At 60.6% G+C, this 18,528-nt stretch carries 12 protein-coding genes and 1 pseudogene; 5 read left to right on the top strand and 8 right to left on the bottom strand.

What is annotated here, in order from left to right:
- Window positions 1-122: 122 nt before the first annotated feature.
- Complete coding sequence (amaB, locus tag K5R88_RS24035) at window positions 123-1,613, bottom strand: L-piperidine-6-carboxylate dehydrogenase (RefSeq protein ID WP_008043154.1); 1,491 nt, start codon at window positions 1,611-1,613, stop codon at window positions 123-125.
- 174 nt (window positions 1,614-1,787) lie between these two features.
- Here amaB and K5R88_RS24030 point away from each other — a divergent pair, with 174 nt between their 5' ends.
- The 3 genes from K5R88_RS24030 (at window position 1,788) to nadE (ending at window position 4,968) form a co-directional block, all read left to right on the top strand.
- Window positions 1,788-2,693 (top strand): LysR family transcriptional regulator, encoded by a 906-nt coding sequence (locus K5R88_RS24030; RefSeq protein WP_008043152.1) that lies wholly within the window; start codon window positions 1,788-1,790, stop codon window positions 2,691-2,693.
- Between the two features lie 216 nt (window positions 2,694-2,909).
- Window positions 2,910-4,136, top strand: a complete 1,227-nt coding sequence (pncB, locus tag K5R88_RS24025) for a nicotinate phosphoribosyltransferase (protein ID WP_008043148.1) — start codon at window positions 2,910-2,912, stop codon at window positions 4,134-4,136.
- 4 nt (window positions 4,137-4,140) lie between these two features.
- Window positions 4,141-4,968 (top strand): ammonia-dependent NAD(+) synthetase, encoded by an 828-nt coding sequence (nadE, locus tag K5R88_RS24020; protein WP_008043144.1) that lies wholly within the window; start codon window positions 4,141-4,143, stop codon window positions 4,966-4,968.
- A gap of 164 nt (window positions 4,969-5,132) precedes the next feature.
- Here nadE and azu read toward each other — a convergent pair whose 3' ends face one another.
- Window positions 5,133-5,579 (bottom strand): azurin, encoded by a 447-nt coding sequence (gene azu / locus K5R88_RS24015; RefSeq protein WP_008035372.1) that lies wholly within the window; start codon window positions 5,577-5,579, stop codon window positions 5,133-5,135.
- Window positions 5,580-5,922: 343 nt separating this feature from the next.
- Between azu and K5R88_RS24010 the strand changes: the two genes are divergently transcribed.
- Window positions 5,923-6,510: a TIGR00730 family Rossman fold protein gene (locus K5R88_RS24010; protein WP_008035363.1), complete on the top strand. Its 588-nt coding sequence runs from the start codon at window positions 5,923-5,925 to the stop codon at window positions 6,508-6,510.
- 68 nt (window positions 6,511-6,578) lie between these two features.
- Entirely contained in the window at window positions 6,579-6,770 is a 192-nt protein-coding gene (locus K5R88_RS24005) for a hypothetical protein (protein WP_008035362.1), read from the top strand.
- A 162-nt stretch (window positions 6,771-6,932) separates the two neighbouring features.
- On the opposite strand, the gene K5R88_RS24000 is transcribed toward K5R88_RS24005, so the two are convergent.
- The 6 genes and pseudogenes from K5R88_RS24000 to rplI all read right to left on the bottom strand — a co-directional run bounded on the left by K5R88_RS24000 (window position 6,933) and on the right by rplI (window position 18,525).
- Window positions 6,933-7,823 carry a transglutaminase family protein gene (locus tag K5R88_RS24000; protein ID WP_226298486.1) on the bottom strand — a complete coding sequence of 297 codons (891 nt, stop codon included), beginning with the start codon at window positions 7,821-7,823 and terminating at the stop codon, window positions 6,933-6,935.
- A complete protein-coding gene (locus K5R88_RS23995; RefSeq protein WP_226298485.1) occupies window positions 7,823-10,309 on the bottom strand; it encodes a circularly permuted type 2 ATP-grasp protein in 2,487 nt (828 codons plus the stop codon). The genes K5R88_RS24000 and K5R88_RS23995 overlap by 1 nt, the downstream gene beginning before the upstream one ends.
- An 88-nt stretch (window positions 10,310-10,397) precedes the next feature.
- A pseudogene (locus tag K5R88_RS23990) lies at window positions 10,398-13,672 on the bottom strand (transglutaminase family protein).
- A 397-nt stretch (window positions 13,673-14,069) separates the two neighbouring features.
- Window positions 14,070-16,373: a YgiQ family radical SAM protein gene (locus K5R88_RS23985; protein WP_192226931.1), complete on the bottom strand. Its 2,304-nt coding sequence runs from the start codon at window positions 16,371-16,373 to the stop codon at window positions 14,070-14,072.
- Between the two features lie 191 nt (window positions 16,374-16,564).
- A complete protein-coding gene (gene dnaB, locus K5R88_RS23980) occupies window positions 16,565-17,959 on the bottom strand; it encodes a replicative DNA helicase (RefSeq protein WP_008035349.1) in 1,395 nt (464 codons plus the stop codon).
- A gap of 119 nt (window positions 17,960-18,078) precedes the next feature.
- Window positions 18,079-18,525 carry a 50S ribosomal protein L9 gene (rplI, locus tag K5R88_RS23975; protein WP_008035347.1) on the bottom strand — a complete coding sequence of 149 codons (447 nt, stop codon included), beginning with the start codon at window positions 18,523-18,525 and terminating at the stop codon, window positions 18,079-18,081.
- Window positions 18,526-18,528: the final 3 nt, after the last annotated feature.

Genomic DNA, 18,528 nt, shown 5'->3' with positions numbered 1-18,528 from the left:
CAACAGAAACCTAACAAACAACAAAGCAAAAGCTTCGCGGGCAAGTCGGATCGCCGCCCGCTCGCTCCTACAGGTGTTGAGTGATCCTGTGTAGGAGCGAGGCTTGCCCGCGAAGGGGCCCATCAGTCGAACGTAATGCCCTGCGCCAACGGCAACTCCAGCGAGTAGTTCACGGTGTTGGTCTGGCGGCGCATGTACCCGCGCCAGGCATCGGAGCCCGACTCACGACCACCGCCGGTTTCTTTCTCGCCACCAAACGCGCCGCCGATTTCCGCGCCGCTCGGGCCGATGTTGACGTTGGCGATGCCGCAGTCGCTGCCCACTGCCGACATGAATTGCTCGGCTTCACGCACGTCAGTGGTGAAGATGCACGAAGACAGGCCTTGTGGCACGGCGTTGTTCAAACGCAGGGCTTCGTCGAAGTCTTTGTAGCCGATCACATAAAGAATCGGCGCGAAGGTTTCGTGGCAGACCACGTCGCTCTGCTCCGGCATTTCAACAATGGCCGGCGAGACGTAGTAAGCGTTCGGGTATTTGTCTTCCAGCTGACGCTTGCCACCGAAGACCCGGCCGCCCTCGCTCAGGGCCTGCTCCAGCGCATCCTGCATGTTGTCGAAGCTGTGCTTGTCGATCAGCGGACCGATCAGGTTGCCTTCCAGCGGGTTGCCGATACGCACTTTCGAGTACGCGGCTTTCAGGCGGGTGACGATTTCTTCTTTTACCGATTCGTGAGCGATCAGGCGACGCAACGTGGTGCAACGCTGACCGGCAGTGCCGACGGCGCTGAACAGGATGGCGCGAACGGCCATGTCCAGGTCTGCGCTTGGGCCGAGGATCATGGCGTTGTTACCACCCAGTTCGAGAATGCTGCGGGCGAAACGTGCGGCGATTTTCGGTGCCACTTCGCGGCCCATGCGGGTGCTGCCAGTGGCGCTGATCAGCGCGACACGCGGGTCATCGACCAGTGCTTCGCCGGCATCGCGACCACCAATGATCACCTGGCTCAGGTGCGCAGGTGCGTCGCTGAAGTTTTTCAGTACGCGGTCGAACAGCGCCTGGCAGGCCAGTGCGGTCAACGGGGTTTTCTCCGACGGTTTCCAGATCACCGGATTGCCGCAGACCAGCGCCAGTGTGGTGTTCCAGGCCCAGACCGCGACCGGGAAGTTGAACGCACTGATCACGCCCACGACGCCCAGCGGGTGCCAGGTTTCGCGCATGTGGTGGCCTGGACGCTCGGAGGCGATGGTCAAGCCGTACAGTTGACGGGACAGGCCGACGGCGAAGTCGCAGATGTCGATCATCTCCTGAACTTCACCCAGGCCTTCCTGAGTAATCTTGCCCGCTTCCCAGGACACCAGCTCGCCGAGGTCGGCCTTGTATTCGCGCAGGATGTCGCCCAGTTGACGCACCAATTCGCCACGGCGCGGGGCCGGGACCTTGCGCCACAATTCGAACGCATGATCTGCGCGACTGATGTGCTGCTCGACTTCAGCGGCGCCTTCCCAGTTCACAGAGGCGATCTTGCTGCCATCGATCGGCGAATGCACCGGCACTTTGCCGTTCTGGTACAGGGCCGGGTTCACACCAAGACGATCAAGCAATGCGGCAACCATGGGTCACTCCTCGAGCTAAAACAGAAAACGTGCAGCCGGAATATCACGGCTGATCAGACCTGTAGTTTTAGCTCGCCGGAGGTTACCCAACAAACGACCTTTAAGAGAGATATCATTCCGTTTATTCATGCTGCGAATTGCTGGTCAGCAAGAAACAAGAAAAAAGGACAACCCATGCTGAATAAACGCTACCTGCCGTCGATCACCGCGCTGCAGTGTTTCGAGGCCGTGACCCGGCATTTGAGCTTCACGCGGGCCGCCGAAGAGCTGAACCTGACCCAGAGCGCCGTCAGCAAACAGGTCGCGCAACTCGAAGAATTGTTGCAGCACCTGTTGTTTCGTCGAGTACGCCGACGCCTGCAAATGACCCCGGCCGGTGATTTGTATCTGGTTGAGGTACGAAAAATCCTCACGCAAGTCGAGATGTCGACCCATTACCTGCGCTCCTACGGCGGTGAGACCGAAGTCCTGCGCGTCTCGACGCCTCCGACGTTCGGCGCCCGCTGGCTGGTCCCCCGCTTGAAGGGCTGGCGACTGCGCCATCCGTCGATTCATCTGGACCTGTGCAGCGAGCAGGAAGCCGATGACCTGCTACAAGGTCGCAGCGATCTGGCGTTCTATTTCGGCCAGGGCTCACGGCCCCGCACCGAATGCCTGAAGCTGTTCGGCGAAGAGCTTGTTCCGGTATGTGCACCGAGCAGCCTGCCGGCCACGCCGTTCACCGATCCGACGCAACTCACCGACCTGGTCCTGCTGCAAAACGCCTCCCGGCCGCAAGCCTGGCACGACTGGTTCGACAGCCAGGGTTACCACACCGAACACAGCTACCACGGCCCGCGCTTCGAAACCTTTTATATGTGCATTCGCGCCGCACAGGTCGGCTGCGGCGTGGCGTTGTTGCCGCGGTTTCTGGTGGAAGAGGAATTGGCCGACGGCAAACTGGTCATTCCCTGGCAGCATGCAATGCCCAGTTCCGACGCCTATTACCTGGCGTACCCGGAGCATTCGGCGGAAGTGCCGAAGGTGCGGGATTTTGTGAAGTGGATGCTGGAGCAGATCGACAGCCCTGTAATGCCTTGAGGACGCCTTCGCCGGCAAGCCGTGCTCCTACAGGTTTCGGGCCAGACAAAGGTCCTGTAGGAGCCGGGCTTGCCGGCGAAGAGGCCATCGGCAGCGGCACAACCCTCACAAAAAAACACTGGCAATACCCCGCGCTGATATGCGCCACTAGCCTCCATCATTGAAACAGCTGCAACGTCGCCGCCACGGGCCGCGGCCAGCCTGGAGAACCCCGTTATGAGCGAGAGTGTGTTTGCCGATCGCATCGTGCAGAACCTGCTCGACACCGACTTCTACAAACTGACGATGATGCAGGCGGTGCTGCACAACTACCCGAACGTGGAAGTCGAATGGGAGTTTCGTTGCCGTAACAGTGAGGATTTGCGCCCGTACCTGGCGGAAATCCGCTTTCAGATCGAGCGCCTGGCCGAGCTGAGCCTGAGCGCCGACCAGTTGAGCTTCATGGAGCGCATCAGCTTCATGAAGCCGGATTTCCTGCGTTTTCTCGGGTTGTTCCGCTTCAATCTGCGCTACGTCCACACCGGCATCGAAAACGGCGAACTGTTCATCCGCCTGCGCGGACCGTGGCTGCATGTGATCCTGTTCGAAGTGCCGCTGCTGTCCATCGTCAGCGAAGTGCGCAATCGCTATCGCTACCGGGAGATCGTGCTGGTGCAGGCGCGTGAGCAGCTCTATCGCAAGTTCGACTGGCTGACCGCGAATGCCGGCAGCGACGAATTGTCCGAATTGCAGGTAGCCGATTTCGGTACTCGCCGTCGCTTCTCTTACCGTGTGCAGGAAGAAGTGGTGAACGTGCTCAAGCACGATTTCCCCGGGCGCTTCGTCGGCACCAGCAACGTGCACCTTTCGCGAGAGCTGGACATGAAACCGCTGGGCACCATGGCCCACGAGTGGATCATGGCCCACCAGCAACTGGGCCCGCGGCTGATCGACAGCCAGGCCGCCGCCCTCGATTGCTGGGTCCGCGAGTACCGCGGCCTGCTGGGGATTGCCTTGACGGACTGCATCACCATGGATGCCTTCCTCAACGACTTCGACTTGTTTTTCGCCAAGCTCTTTGACGGTCTGCGACATGACTCCGGTGATCCGGTGATCTGGGCGGAAAAGGCGATCGCCCACTATCAAAAGCTGGGTATCGACCCGATGAGCAAGACGCTGACGTTCTCCGACAGCCTGACGCTGCCCAAGGCGCTGGAAATATTTCGCGCATTGCGCGGTCGGATCAATGTCAGCTTCGGCATCGGTACCAACCTGACGTGCGATATTCCGGGTGTCGAACCGATGAGCATCGTGCTTAAAATGGCGGCCTGCAACGGCCAGCCGGTGGCAAAGATCTCCGACGAGCCTGGCAAGACTCACTGTAAAGACCCGAATTTCGTTGCCTATTTGCGACACGTTTTCAAAGTTCCTGCCGCCCTTTCCAGCACACCAAGCAAGGAGTGAATTCATGCAAGCCGTACAGCGTGAGATTGCTGAGCAGCTCAAGGTTCAACCGCCATTCGCCGACGAGGCCGCCCTCGAGGCTGAAATCGCGCGGCGCATCAGTTTCATCCAGGATTGCCTGGTCAATTCCGGGCTCAAGACCCTGGTGCTCGGGATCAGCGGCGGCGTCGATTCCCTGACCGCCGGCCTGCTGGCGCAGCGCGCCATGTGTGAACTGCGCACCCGCACCGGTGATGACAACTACAAGTTCATCGCCGTGCGCCTGCCGTACGAAACCCAGTTCGATGAACACGACGCCCAGGCGTCGGTGGATTTCATCAAGCCGGACGAGCGCCACACCGTGAACATCGGCCCGGCGGTCAAATCCCTGGCCAATGAAGTGGCAGCGTTCGAAGGCAAGCACGCGGTCTCGGTGGATTTCGTCCTCGGCAACACCAAGGCGCGGATGCGTATGGTCGCCCAGTACACCATCGCCGGCGCGGCCCATGGCCTGGTGATCGGCACCGATCATGCGGCGGAAGCGGTGATGGGTTTCTTCACCAAATTCGGTGACGGCGCCTGCGACCTGGCCCCGTTGAGCGGTCTGGTGAAAAATCAGGTCCGGGCGATTGCCCGCAGTTTCGGCGCGCCGGAATCGCTGGTGGAAAAAGTCCCGACGGCGGACCTTGAAGACCTGTCGCCGGGTAAACCGGACGAAGCGTCCCATGGCGTGACGTATGCCGAGATCGATGCGTTCCTGCATGGGCAGCCGGTGCGTGAGGAAGCGTTCAAGATCATTTGCGATACGTACAGGAAGACCCATCACAAGCGGGTGATGCCGTTTGCACCATAAATAAGGCGGCGTCTGGACCGACGTCATCGCTAGCAGGCTAGCTCCCACAAGGACAGCGCAGTACCTGTGGGAGCTAGCCTGCTAGCGATGAACGATGACTCGGTCAAACGCCGGGCACAAAAAAAGCGTCCCAAGTGGACGCTTTTTTTATGCCCGCGATTCGCTTATTTCAGCGTAACCGTGCCTTTCATCATCGAAATGTGGCCCGGGAACGAGCAGAAGAAGCCGTATTTCTCGGCAGCATCAAGCTTGGACACATCGAAGGTCACCGAGTCGGTTTCCTTGGAGCCGATGATTTTGGTGTGAGCGATAATGCGCGCATCACCTTCTTTCAGGTAGTTCTTGTCGATGCCGGCAGACAGGCCATCGGTAGCGATCGGCTGCATGTCCGCTTCTTTGCTCAGCACCCAGTTGTGGCCCATGACGTTTTTCGGCAGGTTGCCGGAGTGGGTCAGTTCAACGGTGAAGGTCTTGCAGCTTTTGTCGATTTCGATGGCCTTGGTGTTGAAGGCCATTTGGTCGGTGGAATCGATGGTCGTCTTGCACTCGGCAGCCATCAATTGACTGCTGGCCAGTGTCAGCAGGGATACCGCAACAAGTTTGGCAAACATGGTGAATCTCCAAGGCAGGGTTAACAAAAGTGCGAATGGACAGAAGACTGCCTGAAAACTTCGCAAGTTCCTATGACCTGAATCAAAAATTGTATACAACTTTCGGGCTATGACACCTATCGAAACAATCTACCAGCCAGACGTCTAGGGCGGCCCTATCATCAGGTCGTCATCACTTATACGGAGCGTCTGTCATGTCCATCAATAGCCTGTTGTGCAGTTTGCTCGCCGCTTACGCCTGTGGCGCCAGTGGCACCTGTGAAACGTCCCGGCGTGAAGTTTAGACCTTGGAGCATAGCGCCTCTGCCTTTACTCTGTGGCCATCCTGACCATGGAGTAAGGCATGTCTTTAGCGTCCGTTTGTGTATTTTGCGGTGCCAGCACCGGCACCAACCCGGCTTATCGTGAAGCCGCTGTCGCCCTCGGGCGAGCGTTGGCCGAGCGCAAGCTGACCCTGGTCTATGGCGGCGGTGCCGTCGGGCTGATGGGGATCGTCGCCGACGCCGCACTGGCGGCCGGCGGTGAAGTGATCGGGATCATCCCGCAAAGCCTCAAAGACAAGGAAATCGGTCACAGCGGCCTCACGCGCCTGGAAGTGGTCGACGGCATGCATGCGCGCAAGGCGCGGATGGCCGAGCTCAGCGACGCCTTTATCGCGCTGCCCGGTGGCCTGGGCACTCTGGAAGAACTGTTCGAAGTCTGGACCTGGGGCCAGCTCGGCTACCACGGCAAACCGCTGGGACTGCTGGAAGTGAACGGTTTCTACAGCAAGTTGACCGGTTTTCTTGATCATATCGTCGGCGAAGGCTTCGTTCGCGAAGCACACCGTGACATGCTGCAAGTGAGCGAATCGCCGCACACCCTGCTCGATGCACTGGACGCCTGGCAGCCCTCGGTACTGCCAAAATGGGCCGAGCAAAAACCCAGCTAACGGCTAGGCACCGATACAGGGCAGAATATGCGCCGCTCAACCTCACCTTCGACCCCAGAGGATCGCCCATGGCTAAACCTAATTATTCCTTCGCCAAACGTCAGAGAGACTTGGCCAAGGAGCAGAAGAAAGAGGAAAAGCTTCAGCGCAAGAAAGCTTCAGCTGAAGAAGACGCCGCCGCACTGAACCCGGAAGCAGACGGTGAAGTGACCGCAGAAAGTGATGTTGAAGCACCGAAAGATCAGGCGCCCGACGCCTGAGACCCTCAGGGCCCGATGATCTGATCAGGCCCACCGGATCTGTGTCCCGTGTAGGAGCGAGCTTGCTCGCGAAGATATCGAAGACAGCGCGTTTTTCCAGACAGGACGCGTCATCGTTGACGTCCATCGCGAGCAGGCTCGCTCCTACAGGGTGGATCTTTGTTACTCCAGTGGCATCACGGTGACCCGGACTTCCGGATCGTGATTTCCGCCCCCCAGAATCACCCCACGCAACGGCGATACATCGGAGAAATCCCGGCCCCAGGCCAGGGTGATGTGTTCGAGTGCCGGTTGCACATTGTTGGTCGGATCGAAATCCACCCAACCCAACACCGGGCAAAACACTGAAACCCAGGCGTGTGAAGCATCGGCACCGATCAGCCGTGGCTGGCCCGGTGGCGGCTGAGTCAGCAGGTAGCCGCTGATGTAACGCGCCGCCAACCCACGGGACCGCACGCACGCGAGCATCAGGTGAGCGAAGTCCTGGCACACCCCGCGACGGCGCTCCAGCACTTCCACCAGAGGCGTTGCCACTTGAGTGGCTTCGGCGTCGAAGGTGAATTCGCTGAAGATTTTTTCCATCAACACCTGGACACCGAGCAACAGCGGCCGGCCCGCCGGAAAACAACTTTCCGAGAACTCGACGAAGTTGCGCTTCAAATGCACATAGGGCGATTCAAACCGGTAACGACACGCTTCGAGCACGTCAGACGAAAGCGGCTGGCTGCTGTAGGTCAGTGCGTTGCGGGTTTCTTCCCAGGCCGGCGATTGATTGAAGTCCAGCGTTGGCCGGGCCAGCACTTCGACGGTAAGACTGGCGTTGACCAGTAACTCATCGTGAGGTCGCTCAAACGCCAGCCGGGTCAGCGGGTTGCCGAACACATCCAGTTCGTCGCGGCGCGCCGTCGGGTCGGGGCTGATCTGCAATTGTTGCGCAGTGCAACGCTGCCAGGCGCACGAGCGCGGCCACAGATGCGCCAACTGCTGAGCGAGGGACACCGGGCTGTCGTAGTGATAATGGGTGTCATGGAAAATCTGGTAATGGGCGCTCATCAGACGGACACCGTGCGTTGGCTGACATCATCGACGTGGGCGAAATGGCGCAATGCCAAACGATCCGACACCTGCCCGCTCGCATCGGCGATCTCTTGCAGCAGGTCGGCCAGGCCATTGATGGCGGCGCGTACGCTGGCTTCACCGAACAGCGAATTCTCCAGACACCCCAGATCAAAGCGCGCCAGACGCTCCACCAGAAACGGCAGACCAGCTTCGCGCGGCACAGCAAAATCATCGTTCAAACGTTTGAGGGTGCGGGTCACCAGCTTCAACTGGAACAGCACCGCGTGCGGGTTTTGTTCGTCGAGCAGCAACAGGTCCAGCACCGGAATCAATTGCGCCACCGCCAGATACCGCGAGCGGTAGGTGATGCTGCTGTTACCCAGCTCCAGCAGCCACTCCAGCCCGGCCTGATCAAAGGCGCCGCTACCGCGCAGAAACGCCGCGAGGCTGCCGCTGAGAAATTGCAGGCGCTCGATCCGTCGACCGATCATCAGGAAGCGCCAGCCTTCGTCCCGGGTCATGTCGTCCAGTGCAAAACCCGACAGTGCCGCCAGCGACATCACCAGACGGTTGAGAAAATCCAGCAACTCGCCGAAATCCGGTTCTTCGGTTTCCAGTTCGACGGCCTCACGCTGCAACTCCACCAGCGCCTGCCAGTTTTCCCGCGAGAGCTTTCCGCGCACTTGCGACGCCGCCCACTGCAAGCGTTGCAGGTTGGAACGCAGGCTGAACGGCCAGTCGTCACCGAGCAGCGCCGCCAACAACCGCTCAGGCAGCTCGCCTTCTTCGGGCAGCAACATTAGCCGCTCACCCAGATCGACCGCGGCCTCCAGCGCTTGCGGGTCATCGCCATCGACGTAGCGCGCCAGCATGATCCGCAGCAACCGAGCACTGTCATCGCAGCGCTCGCAGTAACGGCCGAACCAGAACAGGTTTTCCACCACCCGCGACGGCAAATACGGATCGCGTCGCACCAGGTCGTGCACGCCAATGTTGCGCTGGGCTTTCCATTGTTCGCCGCTGGGTGGCCGGTCCCCCAGCACCCAGGTGTCCTTGCTCGCGCCGCCACGTTGCATCGACACCACTTCAGCGTCGGCCTCGGCGGCCACCCGGGTCAGACCGCCGGGCAGAACCCGATACCCGTCACGACTCGCCACTGCGTACACGCGCATGCCGATGGCCCGAGGTTGCAACTGACCGCCCTCGGCCTGCCAGATCGGCGCCTGGGACAATTGCGCAAGTTCTTGCGCCACATAGGCATAAGGTCGTGCCTGCATGCGCTCGGAAAGCGCCTGGCGCTGTTTTTCGCTCAAATCGCGGCCAAACACCGGCGCGAAGCTCTGTGAGGGGAACGCTGGTTTGATCAGCAATTCCGGCAGTTTTTCCAGCGCCTGGGCCAGCACCGGCGCTTCGCCGCACCACCACGTGGCGATAGAGGGCAGGATCAACTCTTCGCCGAACAGGAATTGATTGATCTTCGGCAGGAAGCCCAGCAATCCCGGCGATTCCAGCACGCCGCTGCCGAGCGCGTTGGCCACCAGCACCCGTCCTTGTCGCACGGCTTCGAGCAGGCCCGGCACACCGAGCGCCGAGTCGGTGCGCAGCTCCAGCGGATCACAGAAGTCGTCGTCGAGCCGACGCATGATCGCGTGGACCCTGCGCAGGCCGCTCAAGGTTTTCAGGTAAACCGTGGCATCGCGCACCGTGAGGTCGCCGCCCTCCACCAACGGATAACCGAGTTGCCGCGCCAGGTACAGGTGCTCGAAATAGCTTTCGTTGAAACGCCCCGGTGTCAGCAGCACCACCAACGGCACTTCATCGTCGCTTGGCGCCTGACGGGCCAGGGTTTCCTGAAGCGTGCGGAAGAACCCGGCCAGATGCTGCACCTTCAAATCACGGTACAACTCGGGAAAGGCCCGGGACACGATCGTGCGGTTTTCCAGGGCGTAACCGGCGCCGGACGGTGCCTGGGTCCGATCCGCGGTCACCCACCAGCGACCGTCGGGCGTGCGCGCCAGATCCACGGCATACAGATGCAGAAAGGCCCCATCGGGCGGCGTGATGCCCTGACAGGGCCAGAGGAAGTTGTTGTGGCCGAATACCAGCTCAGCCGGCAACAAGCCTTCAGCGATCAACCGTTGCGGGCCGTACAAGTCCGCCAGCACAGCATTCAACAGTCGAGCCCGCTGGGCGATCCCGGCCGACAAGTGCTCCCATTCATCCGCAGCGATCACGTGCGGCAGCAAGTCCAGCTCCCACGGCCGGTCCGCGCCCTTGGGATCGGCATAGACGTTGTAGGTCACGCCGTTTTCCTGGATCTGCCGGGTCAGCAGTGCCTGACGCTGCACCAGCTGCGCGGGCGTACTGCGTTGCAACTGGTCGAACAGCCGACGCCAGTGCGGGCGTACGGCGCCACTGTCGTCGAGCAGTTCGTGATAAGTGCCCGCCGTCAGCGGGTAGCGGTCAAGCAGGTCAGGCATGGAAAGCTCGGCAGACAGCAAGGAACGGTCAGACTAACGCACGCTCATGACGCCCGGATATACGAAAAATCCGAGCGTCGCGTACGGTTTAGAAACGTCGCAAATCGAGAGTCATCGGCAGCTCGTCGTTTATTTCCAGAATTGGTATAGGAAGTTTCCCCGGGCTGTGTCCGATGCGGAAGAAACGCGCCATCCTCCGACTCTCGGCTTCATTGGCGTTCACCGGCAAGCTGTCATAGTTGCGCCCGCCCGGATGGGCGACGTGGTACTGACACCCCCCAGCGAACGCTGCATCCAGGTGTCGAGCAGGTCGAACACCAGCGGCGCATGGACCGGGATCGTCGGTTGCAGACAGTTGGCCGGCTGCCAGGCACGAAAGCGCACGCCTGCGACGAACTCGCCAACCCGACCGGTCGGTTGCAAAGGCACCGGAACGCCGTTGCAGGTCAGCAAATAGCGCTGCGGTGCCAGGCCGGTGAGTTTCACCTGCAAGCGCTCCAGGGATGAATCCACGTAGCGCACCGTGCCGCCGACCGCGCCCTCCTCGCCCAGTACATGCCAAGGCTCCAGCGCCTGACGCACTTCCAGTTCGATGCCGCTGACGGCGTAATCGCCGACCTTGGGAAAGCGAAACTCCAGATGCGCGGCAAACCACTCGGCCCGCACCGGATAACCCGCGGCATTGAGGTCGACGATCACATCAGCGAAATCCTGCTCGATAAAGTGTGGCAACAGGAACCGGTCATGCAATTCCGTGCCCCAGCGCGCCAGTTTCGGCGGCGCATAAGGCTCGCGCCAGAATCGCGCGACCAGTGCGCGCAGCAACAACTGCTGAGCCAGGCTCATGCGAGCGTGAGGCGGCATTTCAAAAGCGCGCAACTCCAGCAAGCCAAGGCGCCCCGTTGCGCCATCGGGCGAATAAAGCTTGTCGATGCAGAATTCGGCGCGATGAGTGTTACCCGTCACGTCAATCAACAGGTTACGCAGCAGCCGGTCGACCAGCCACGGCGCGCATTCTTCGCCGGGTTGAGGCATCTGGGCGAAGGCGATTTCCAGCTCGTACAACGCATCGTTGCGCGCTTCATCGACGCGCGGTGCCTGGGACGTCGGGCCGATGAACAATCCGGAAAACAGGTAGGACAACGACGGGTGGTTATGCCAGTAACTGATCAGGCTGCGCAGCAGATCGGGACGGCGCAGAAACGGTGAGTCGGCCGGTGTCGCACCGCCCAGTACGAAATGGTTACCGCCGCCGGTGCCGGTGTGTCGGCCGTCGATCATGAATTTTTCAGTGGTCAGCCGCGTCTGGCGCGCCTCTTCGTAGAGAAATTCGGTGCGCTCGACCAGCTCATCCCAGGTGGCGGACGGCTGCACGTTGACCTCGATCACGCCTGGGTCCGGGGTGATGCGGAAGTTGCTCAGGCGCGGATCGCTTGGCGGCTCATAGCCTTCCAGCAGCACCGGACAATGCAGTTCCTCAGCCGTGGCCTCGATTGCAGTGACCAGCTCCAGATAATCCTCGACCCGCTCCAGCGGCGGCATGAACAAGTACAACCGCCCCTCCCGCGCCTCGGCGCAGAACGCGGTGCGCGTCAGCCAATCGGCGGATTCGTCGATTTCCAGATCACGCTCGACCGCTTCGGCCGCGGCGGCGGGGCGGCTCAACTGCTGAGTATCCGGGAGCGTCGGGAATTCCTGATTGGGATCGTTGGGGTAGATGAACGGATACTCGGCGGCTTTCACCCACGGCTGCGAGCCCAGCGGCAAGCGATAACCCAGTGGCGAATCGCCCGGCACCAACCGGCAGTGCTCGTCGCGCAGGTACCAGCGGCCGCTTTGCCACTGATCGCCCTTGGCCGTGCGCGCCAGTGGCAACACTTGGCCGATCACTTTATCCAGCCCCTGACTGAAGACTTTGCGCAGTCGCGCACGCTCCAAGGGTTCTTCCAGACGCGAATCTTCGGCGCTGACGTTCTGCGGCAAAGTGCCTTCGCGCCAGAGGTAATAGAAATTGTCTTCGTAGGCCGGGAACACAAAGCGTGTCGGAATTTTCAGGCGTTCGGCGACACTCGCCAGAAAACGCCCGGCCAGTTCGCCATCGGCGCCGTAGTCTTCCTGCTCATCGGCAATCAGCGCGCTGTTGTGCCAGATCGACACGCCATCGCGGCGCCAGTAGCAATTCAGCGACCAGCGCGGCAGTTGCTCGCCGGGGTACCACTTGCCTTGACCGAAATGCACCAGCCCTTTGGGTGCGTAATGTTTGCGCATTCGCTGGAACAGCTCGGCGGACAAACGCCGCTTGTCTGGCCCCAGCGCGGCAGTGTTCCACTCGGCGCCGTCCGGATCGTCGATGGAGACGAAGGTCGGCTCGCCGCCCATGGTCAGGCGTACGTCGCCTTCCAGCAGGTCGGCATCAATCTGCCGGCCCAGCGCCTGGATCGCCAGCCATTGATCTTCGGTGTAGGGCTTGGTGACGCGCGGCGCCTCCCAAATCCGCTCAACGGACATTTCGTGGGTGAATTCGCACTCGCACGGTTCCACCAGGCCACTGATCGGTGCCGCAGAGCCCGGATCGGGACTACACGCCAACGGAATATGTCCTTCACCGGCAAACAGGCCTGAGGTCGCGTCCAGGCCGATCCAGCCGGCACCAGGCAAATAGACCTCGCACCAGGCGTGCAAATCGGTGAAATCCACGTCGGTGCCCGACGGACCGTCGAGGCTTTTGACGTCGGCGGTCAGTTGAATCAGATAACCGGAGACAAAACGCGCCGCCAGACCCAGGTTACGCAGCAGCTGCACCAGCAGCCACGCCGAGTCGCGGCAGGAACCGGAGGCATGTTCGAGGGTGTGTTCGGGCGTCTGCACGCCTGGCTCCATGCGGATCAGGTAACCGATGTCCTCGCTCAGGCGCTGATTGAGCGCGACGAGGAAATCGACGCTGGGCAGCGGCGTGCGGTCGATGCCGTCCAAATAGGCCTTGAATTTCGGCGTCAGCGGCAGGGTTTCCAGGTACGGCGCCAGTTCCTTGCGCTCGTCCGCGGCGTAGGCAAACGGGATTTTTTCCGCGTAGGGTTCTAGGAAGAAGTCGAACGGATTGAACACCGCCATTTCCGCCAGCAGATCGACCTCGATCCGCAGTTCCCCGGTTTTCTCCGGGAACACCAGACGCGCCAGATAATTACCTTGGGGGTCCTGCTGCCAGTTAATGAAGTGCTGCTCGGGCGAGACTTTCAGCGCATACGACAGTATCCGCGTACGGCTGTGGGCGGCCGGGCGCAGGCGAACAATCTGCGGACCGAGCTCGACAGCGCGGTCGTAGCGGTAATGCGTGACGTGGTGCAATGCGACATGAATCGACACGGCGTGCCTCCTGCGAGCCTTAAGCGTTATCGAAAGCGCGCAAGACTTATGCCATCCAGTGGCGCTGGCGCTTTCTCCGGTTGCTTGAGGCAGTACAGCACCAAAATCGGGCGATGCAGGAAATTGGTTTGGGGGCGTTGCACGCAAATGTGGCGACCAGTGGGCTGTCAGCTGGAATTGGCTGCGGCTGTAGTGGCCTCATCGCGAGCAGGCTCGCTCCCACAATGATCTCTGTCGTTCACAAATTCTGCATCCAAAGAAAAACCTGTGGGAGCGAGCCTGCTCGCGATGAGGCCAGTCGCTACAACCCATTATCTGACTCTGAAAACGCCCGCTTGGTTGCCGCACACAAAAACGCCAACCCGAAGGTTGGCGTTCTGTTCAGCTCAAGTGCGGTTTAGCGCGGCACAACCGGCTTGCGCGCAGGCTTCGGCCCTTTGCCTTTGGCGGCATCCTTGCGCTCCTTGGCCGCCTGCTGGTTGCGGGCGAATGCCGCTGCCTTGGCCTGTTCACGCTTGTCCCACGGGTTACCGCCATCGCTGGCACGTGGTGGCAGACCGGTGTGCTGGGTCAGGATCTTGGTGGTCTTCTCACCCGCGACCTTGTGACTGCCGGCCGGCGTCGAGTTCTTGCGACGGGCGCTCTGGTAGCTGTCGCTCGCTGGCTGATGCAGCGGGATCAATTGGTTCTTGCCCGGCCCGATCAGGTCGGCGCGGCCCATGCGGGTCAGCGCTTCACGTAGCATCGGCCAGCCTTTCGGGTCGTGGTAACGCAAGAACGCCTTGTGCAGACGACGCTGCTCTTCGCTCTTGACGATGGTCACGGCGTCGCTCTTGTAAGTGACCTTGCGCAGCGGGTTCTTGCCCGAGTGGTACATCGCGGTGGCGGTGGCCATCGGCGACGGGTAGAACGCCTGCACCTGGTCGGCACGGAAGCCGTTGCCCTTGAGCCACAGGGCCAGGTTCATCATGTCTTCGTCGGTCGTGCCCGGGTGAGCGGCAATGAAGTACGGAATCAGGTACTGCTCTTTCCCGGCTTCCTTGGAGTACTTCTCGAACATGCGCTTGAACTTGTCATAGCTGCCGATGCCCGGTTTCATCATCTGATTGAGCGGACCTTCCTCGGTGTGTTCCGGGGCGATCTTCAGGTAACCACCGACGTGGTGGGTCACCAGCTCCTTGACGTACTCCGGCGACTCGACGGCGAGGTCATAGCGCAGACCGGAAGCGATCAAAATCTTCTTCACACCCGGCAACGCACGGGCGCTGCGATACAGCTGGATCAACGACGAGTGGTCGGTGTTCAGGTTCGGGCAGATGCCTGGGAACACGCACGATGGCTTGCGGCACGCGGATTCGATTTCCGGGCTCTTGCAGGCGATGCGGTACATGTTCGCGGTCGGGCCGCCGAGGTCGGAAATGACGCCGGTGAAACCTGGCACCTTGTCGCGGATCTCTTCGATTTCGCGAATGATCGACTCTTCGGAACGGTTCTGGATGATCCGGCCTTCGTGCTCGGTGATCGAGCAGAAGGTGCAGCCGCCGAAGCAGCCACGCATGATGTTCACCGAGAAGCGGATCATGTCGTAGGCAGGGATTTTTTCCTTGCCGTACGCCGGGTGCGGAATACGTGCGTAAGGCATGCCGAACACGTAGTCCATTTCTTCGGTGGTCATCGGAATCGGCGGCGGGTTGAACCAGACGTCGACTTCGCCGTGCTTCTGCACCAGCGCGCGGGCGTTGCCCGGGTTGGTTTCCAGGTGAAGCACGCGGTTGGCGTGAGCGTAAAGCACCGCATCGCCACGGACCTTTTCGACCGACGGCAGACGGATCACCGTCTTGTCGCGGGTCATTTTCGGGCTGGCCAGAATCTGCACGACCTTGGCTTCGCTCGGGTCTTCAACCGGCCCCTTTTCCTGCTCGATGGCGCAGGCTTGAGTGTCCTGGGTGTTCACGTACGGGTTGATGATCTTGTCGATCTTGCCCGGACGGTCGATACGCGTGGAGTCGACTTCGTACCAGTCCTTCGGCGTATCGCGACGGATGAACGCAGTGCCGCGCACATCGGTGATGTCTTCGATCTTGTGACCGTAGGACAGGCGCTGGGCGACTTCGACAATCGCACGCTCGGCGTTGCCGTAGAGCAGGATATCGGCGCAGGCGTCGATCAGAATCGAGTTGCGCACCCGGTCCTGCCAGTAGTCGTAGTGGGCGATGCGGCGCAGGGAAGCTTCAATACCGCCGAGCACGATCGGCACGTTCTTGTAGGCTTCCTTGCAGCGCTGGCTGTAAACCAGGCTCGCGCGATCCGGACGTTTGCCCGCCAGGCCACCGGGGGTGTAGGCGTCGTCGGAGCGGATCTTCTTGTCGGCGGTATAGCGGTTGATCATCGAGTCCATGTTGCCGGCCGCGACACCGAAAAACAGGTTCGGCTCGCCGAGCTTCATGAAGTCGTCTTTGGACTGCCAGTTCGGCTGGGCAATGATCCCGACGCGGAAGCCCTGGGACTCCAGCAGCCGGCCGATGATCGCCATGCCGAACGACGGATGGTCAACGTAGGCATCACCGGTGACGATGATGATGTCGCATGAATCCCAGCCGAGCTGATCCATCTCCTCCCTGCTCATTGGCAGGAATGGCGCTGGACCGAAGCATTCGGCCCAGTACTTGGGATAGTCAAATAACGGCTTGGCTGTTTGCATGACGATGACCGGTGTTGAGATGAAAAATCGCGGGCGCGGAATATAGCACAAAAAATGACCAATTCCGACGGTTATGGTCGGAAATTGGTGGCGACCTCATTCGCAGGCAAGCCTCGCTCCTACAGAGGAATGTGATCCCCTGTAGGAGCGAGGCTTGCCCGCGAATGAGGCCCTGACAGGCGCTACATAATTTACTCGTCGTCGAAGTTGTAGCTACCCGGCGCCAGGTTTTCGAAGCGGGTGTACTTACCGATGAACGCCAGTCGCGACGTGCCGATCGGGCCGTTCCGCTGCTTGCCGATAATGATTTCGGCGATGCCTTTGTGTTCGGTTTCCGGGTGATAAACCTCATCCCGGTAAACGAACATGATGACGTCGGCATCCTGCTCGATCGCTCCGGATTCCCGGAGGTCGGAGTTGATCGGCCGTTTGTTCGGTCGCTGCTCCAGGGAGCGGTTGAGCTGGGACAGCGCCACCACCGGGCAATTGAATTCCTTGGCCAGGGCCTTCAAGGAACGCGAGATCTCGGAAATCTCGTTGGTCCGGTTGTCACCACCGGAACCCGGAATCTGCATCAATTGCAGGTAGTCGATCATGATCAGGGCGACATCGCCATGCTCACGCACCAGACGCCGGGTCCGCGCGCGCATTTCCGACGGGCTGATACCCGCCGTATCGTCGATGAACAGCTTGCGGTCGTTGAGCAGGTTGACCGCCGATGTCAGGCGCGGCCAATCGTCGTCGTCCAGGCGACCGGCACGGACCTTGGTCTGATCGATACGACCGAGGGACGACAACATACGCATGATCAGCGATTCGCCTGGCATCTCGAGCGAGTAAACCAGTACGCACTTGTCGCTGCGCAACACGGCGTTTTCCACCAGGTTCATCGCAAAGGTGGTTTTACCCATCGACGGACGGCCAGCGACGATGATCAAGTCGGCCGGCTGCAGGCCGCTGGTCTTCTCGTCGAGGTCGGTGTAACCGGTGGACAAGCCAGTGATGGCGTTATCGGTGTTGAACAAGGTGTCGATGCGGTCGATGGCCTTGGTCAACAGGTCATTCACGCTCACCGGGCCGCCGGTTTTAGGCCGGGCCTCGGCGATCTGGAAGATCTGCCGCTCGGCTTCGTCGAGAATCTCTTCAGCAGTGCGACCTTCCGGGTTGAAGGCGCTGTCGGCAATCTCGGTGGCGATGCCGATCAACTGCCGCAACGTCGCTCGCGCGCGGACGATCTGCGCATACGCCTTGATGTTGGCGACGGACGGCGTGTTTTTCGCCAGTTCACCGAGGTAACCGAGGCCACCGACCTGCGAGGTCTGACCTTCCTTGTCCAATTGCTCGGCAAGGGTCACGACGTCGATCGGGGAGTTCTGGTCGGCGAGTTTGGCGATCGCGCGGAAAATCAGGCGGTGGTCATGTCGATAGAAATCGCCGTCGGAGACTTGATCGAGCACGCGCTCCCAGGCGTTGTTGTCCAGCATCAAACCACCGAGCACGGCCTGTTCGGCCTCGATGGAATGCGGCGGCACCTTCAGGGAAGCGGTTTGCAGATCGTATTGCTCGGGAGCGGAGATATCGTTCATGGCCACTTGAATAGTTGTGAAAATCAGGAACTGCAGAAAGACAAAGGGCACGACCTGTAAACAGGATCGTGCCCGATGTTACCGGCAAGCACCCGAGGGTGCCAGCCGACAAGTGCTGCTTAAGCTGCTACCACGACAACGCGTACGGTGGCTTCAACTTCGGCGTGCAGGTGCACGGCTACGTCGAATTCGCCTACGTTGCGGATGGTGCCGTTCGGTAGACGAACTTCGCTTTTTGCAACTTCAACGCCAGAGGCGGTCAGTGCATCAGCGATGTCGTGAGTACCGATCGAACCGAACAGCTTGCCTTCGTCACCAGCGGTGGCAGTGATAGTCACTTCCAGCTCAGCCAGTTGGGCGGCACGGCTTTCAGCCGAAGTTTTACGGTCTGCTGCGGCTTTTTCCAGCTCAGCACGACGCTCTTCGAACGCAGCCAGGTTGGCTGGGGTCGCGGCGGTAGCTTTGCCGTAAGGCAGCAGGTAGTTACGACCGTAACCAGCCTTAACGTTTACTTTGTCACCCAGGTTGCCCAGGTTGGTGACTTTTTCCAGAAGGATCAGTTGCATGTG

It is taken from the genome of Pseudomonas sp. MM213, from assembly GCF_020423045.1.
Lineage (GTDB): Bacteria > Pseudomonadota > Gammaproteobacteria > Pseudomonadales > Pseudomonadaceae > Aquipseudomonas > Aquipseudomonas migulae.
This window is presented reverse-complemented; position numbering and strand designations above follow the sequence as displayed.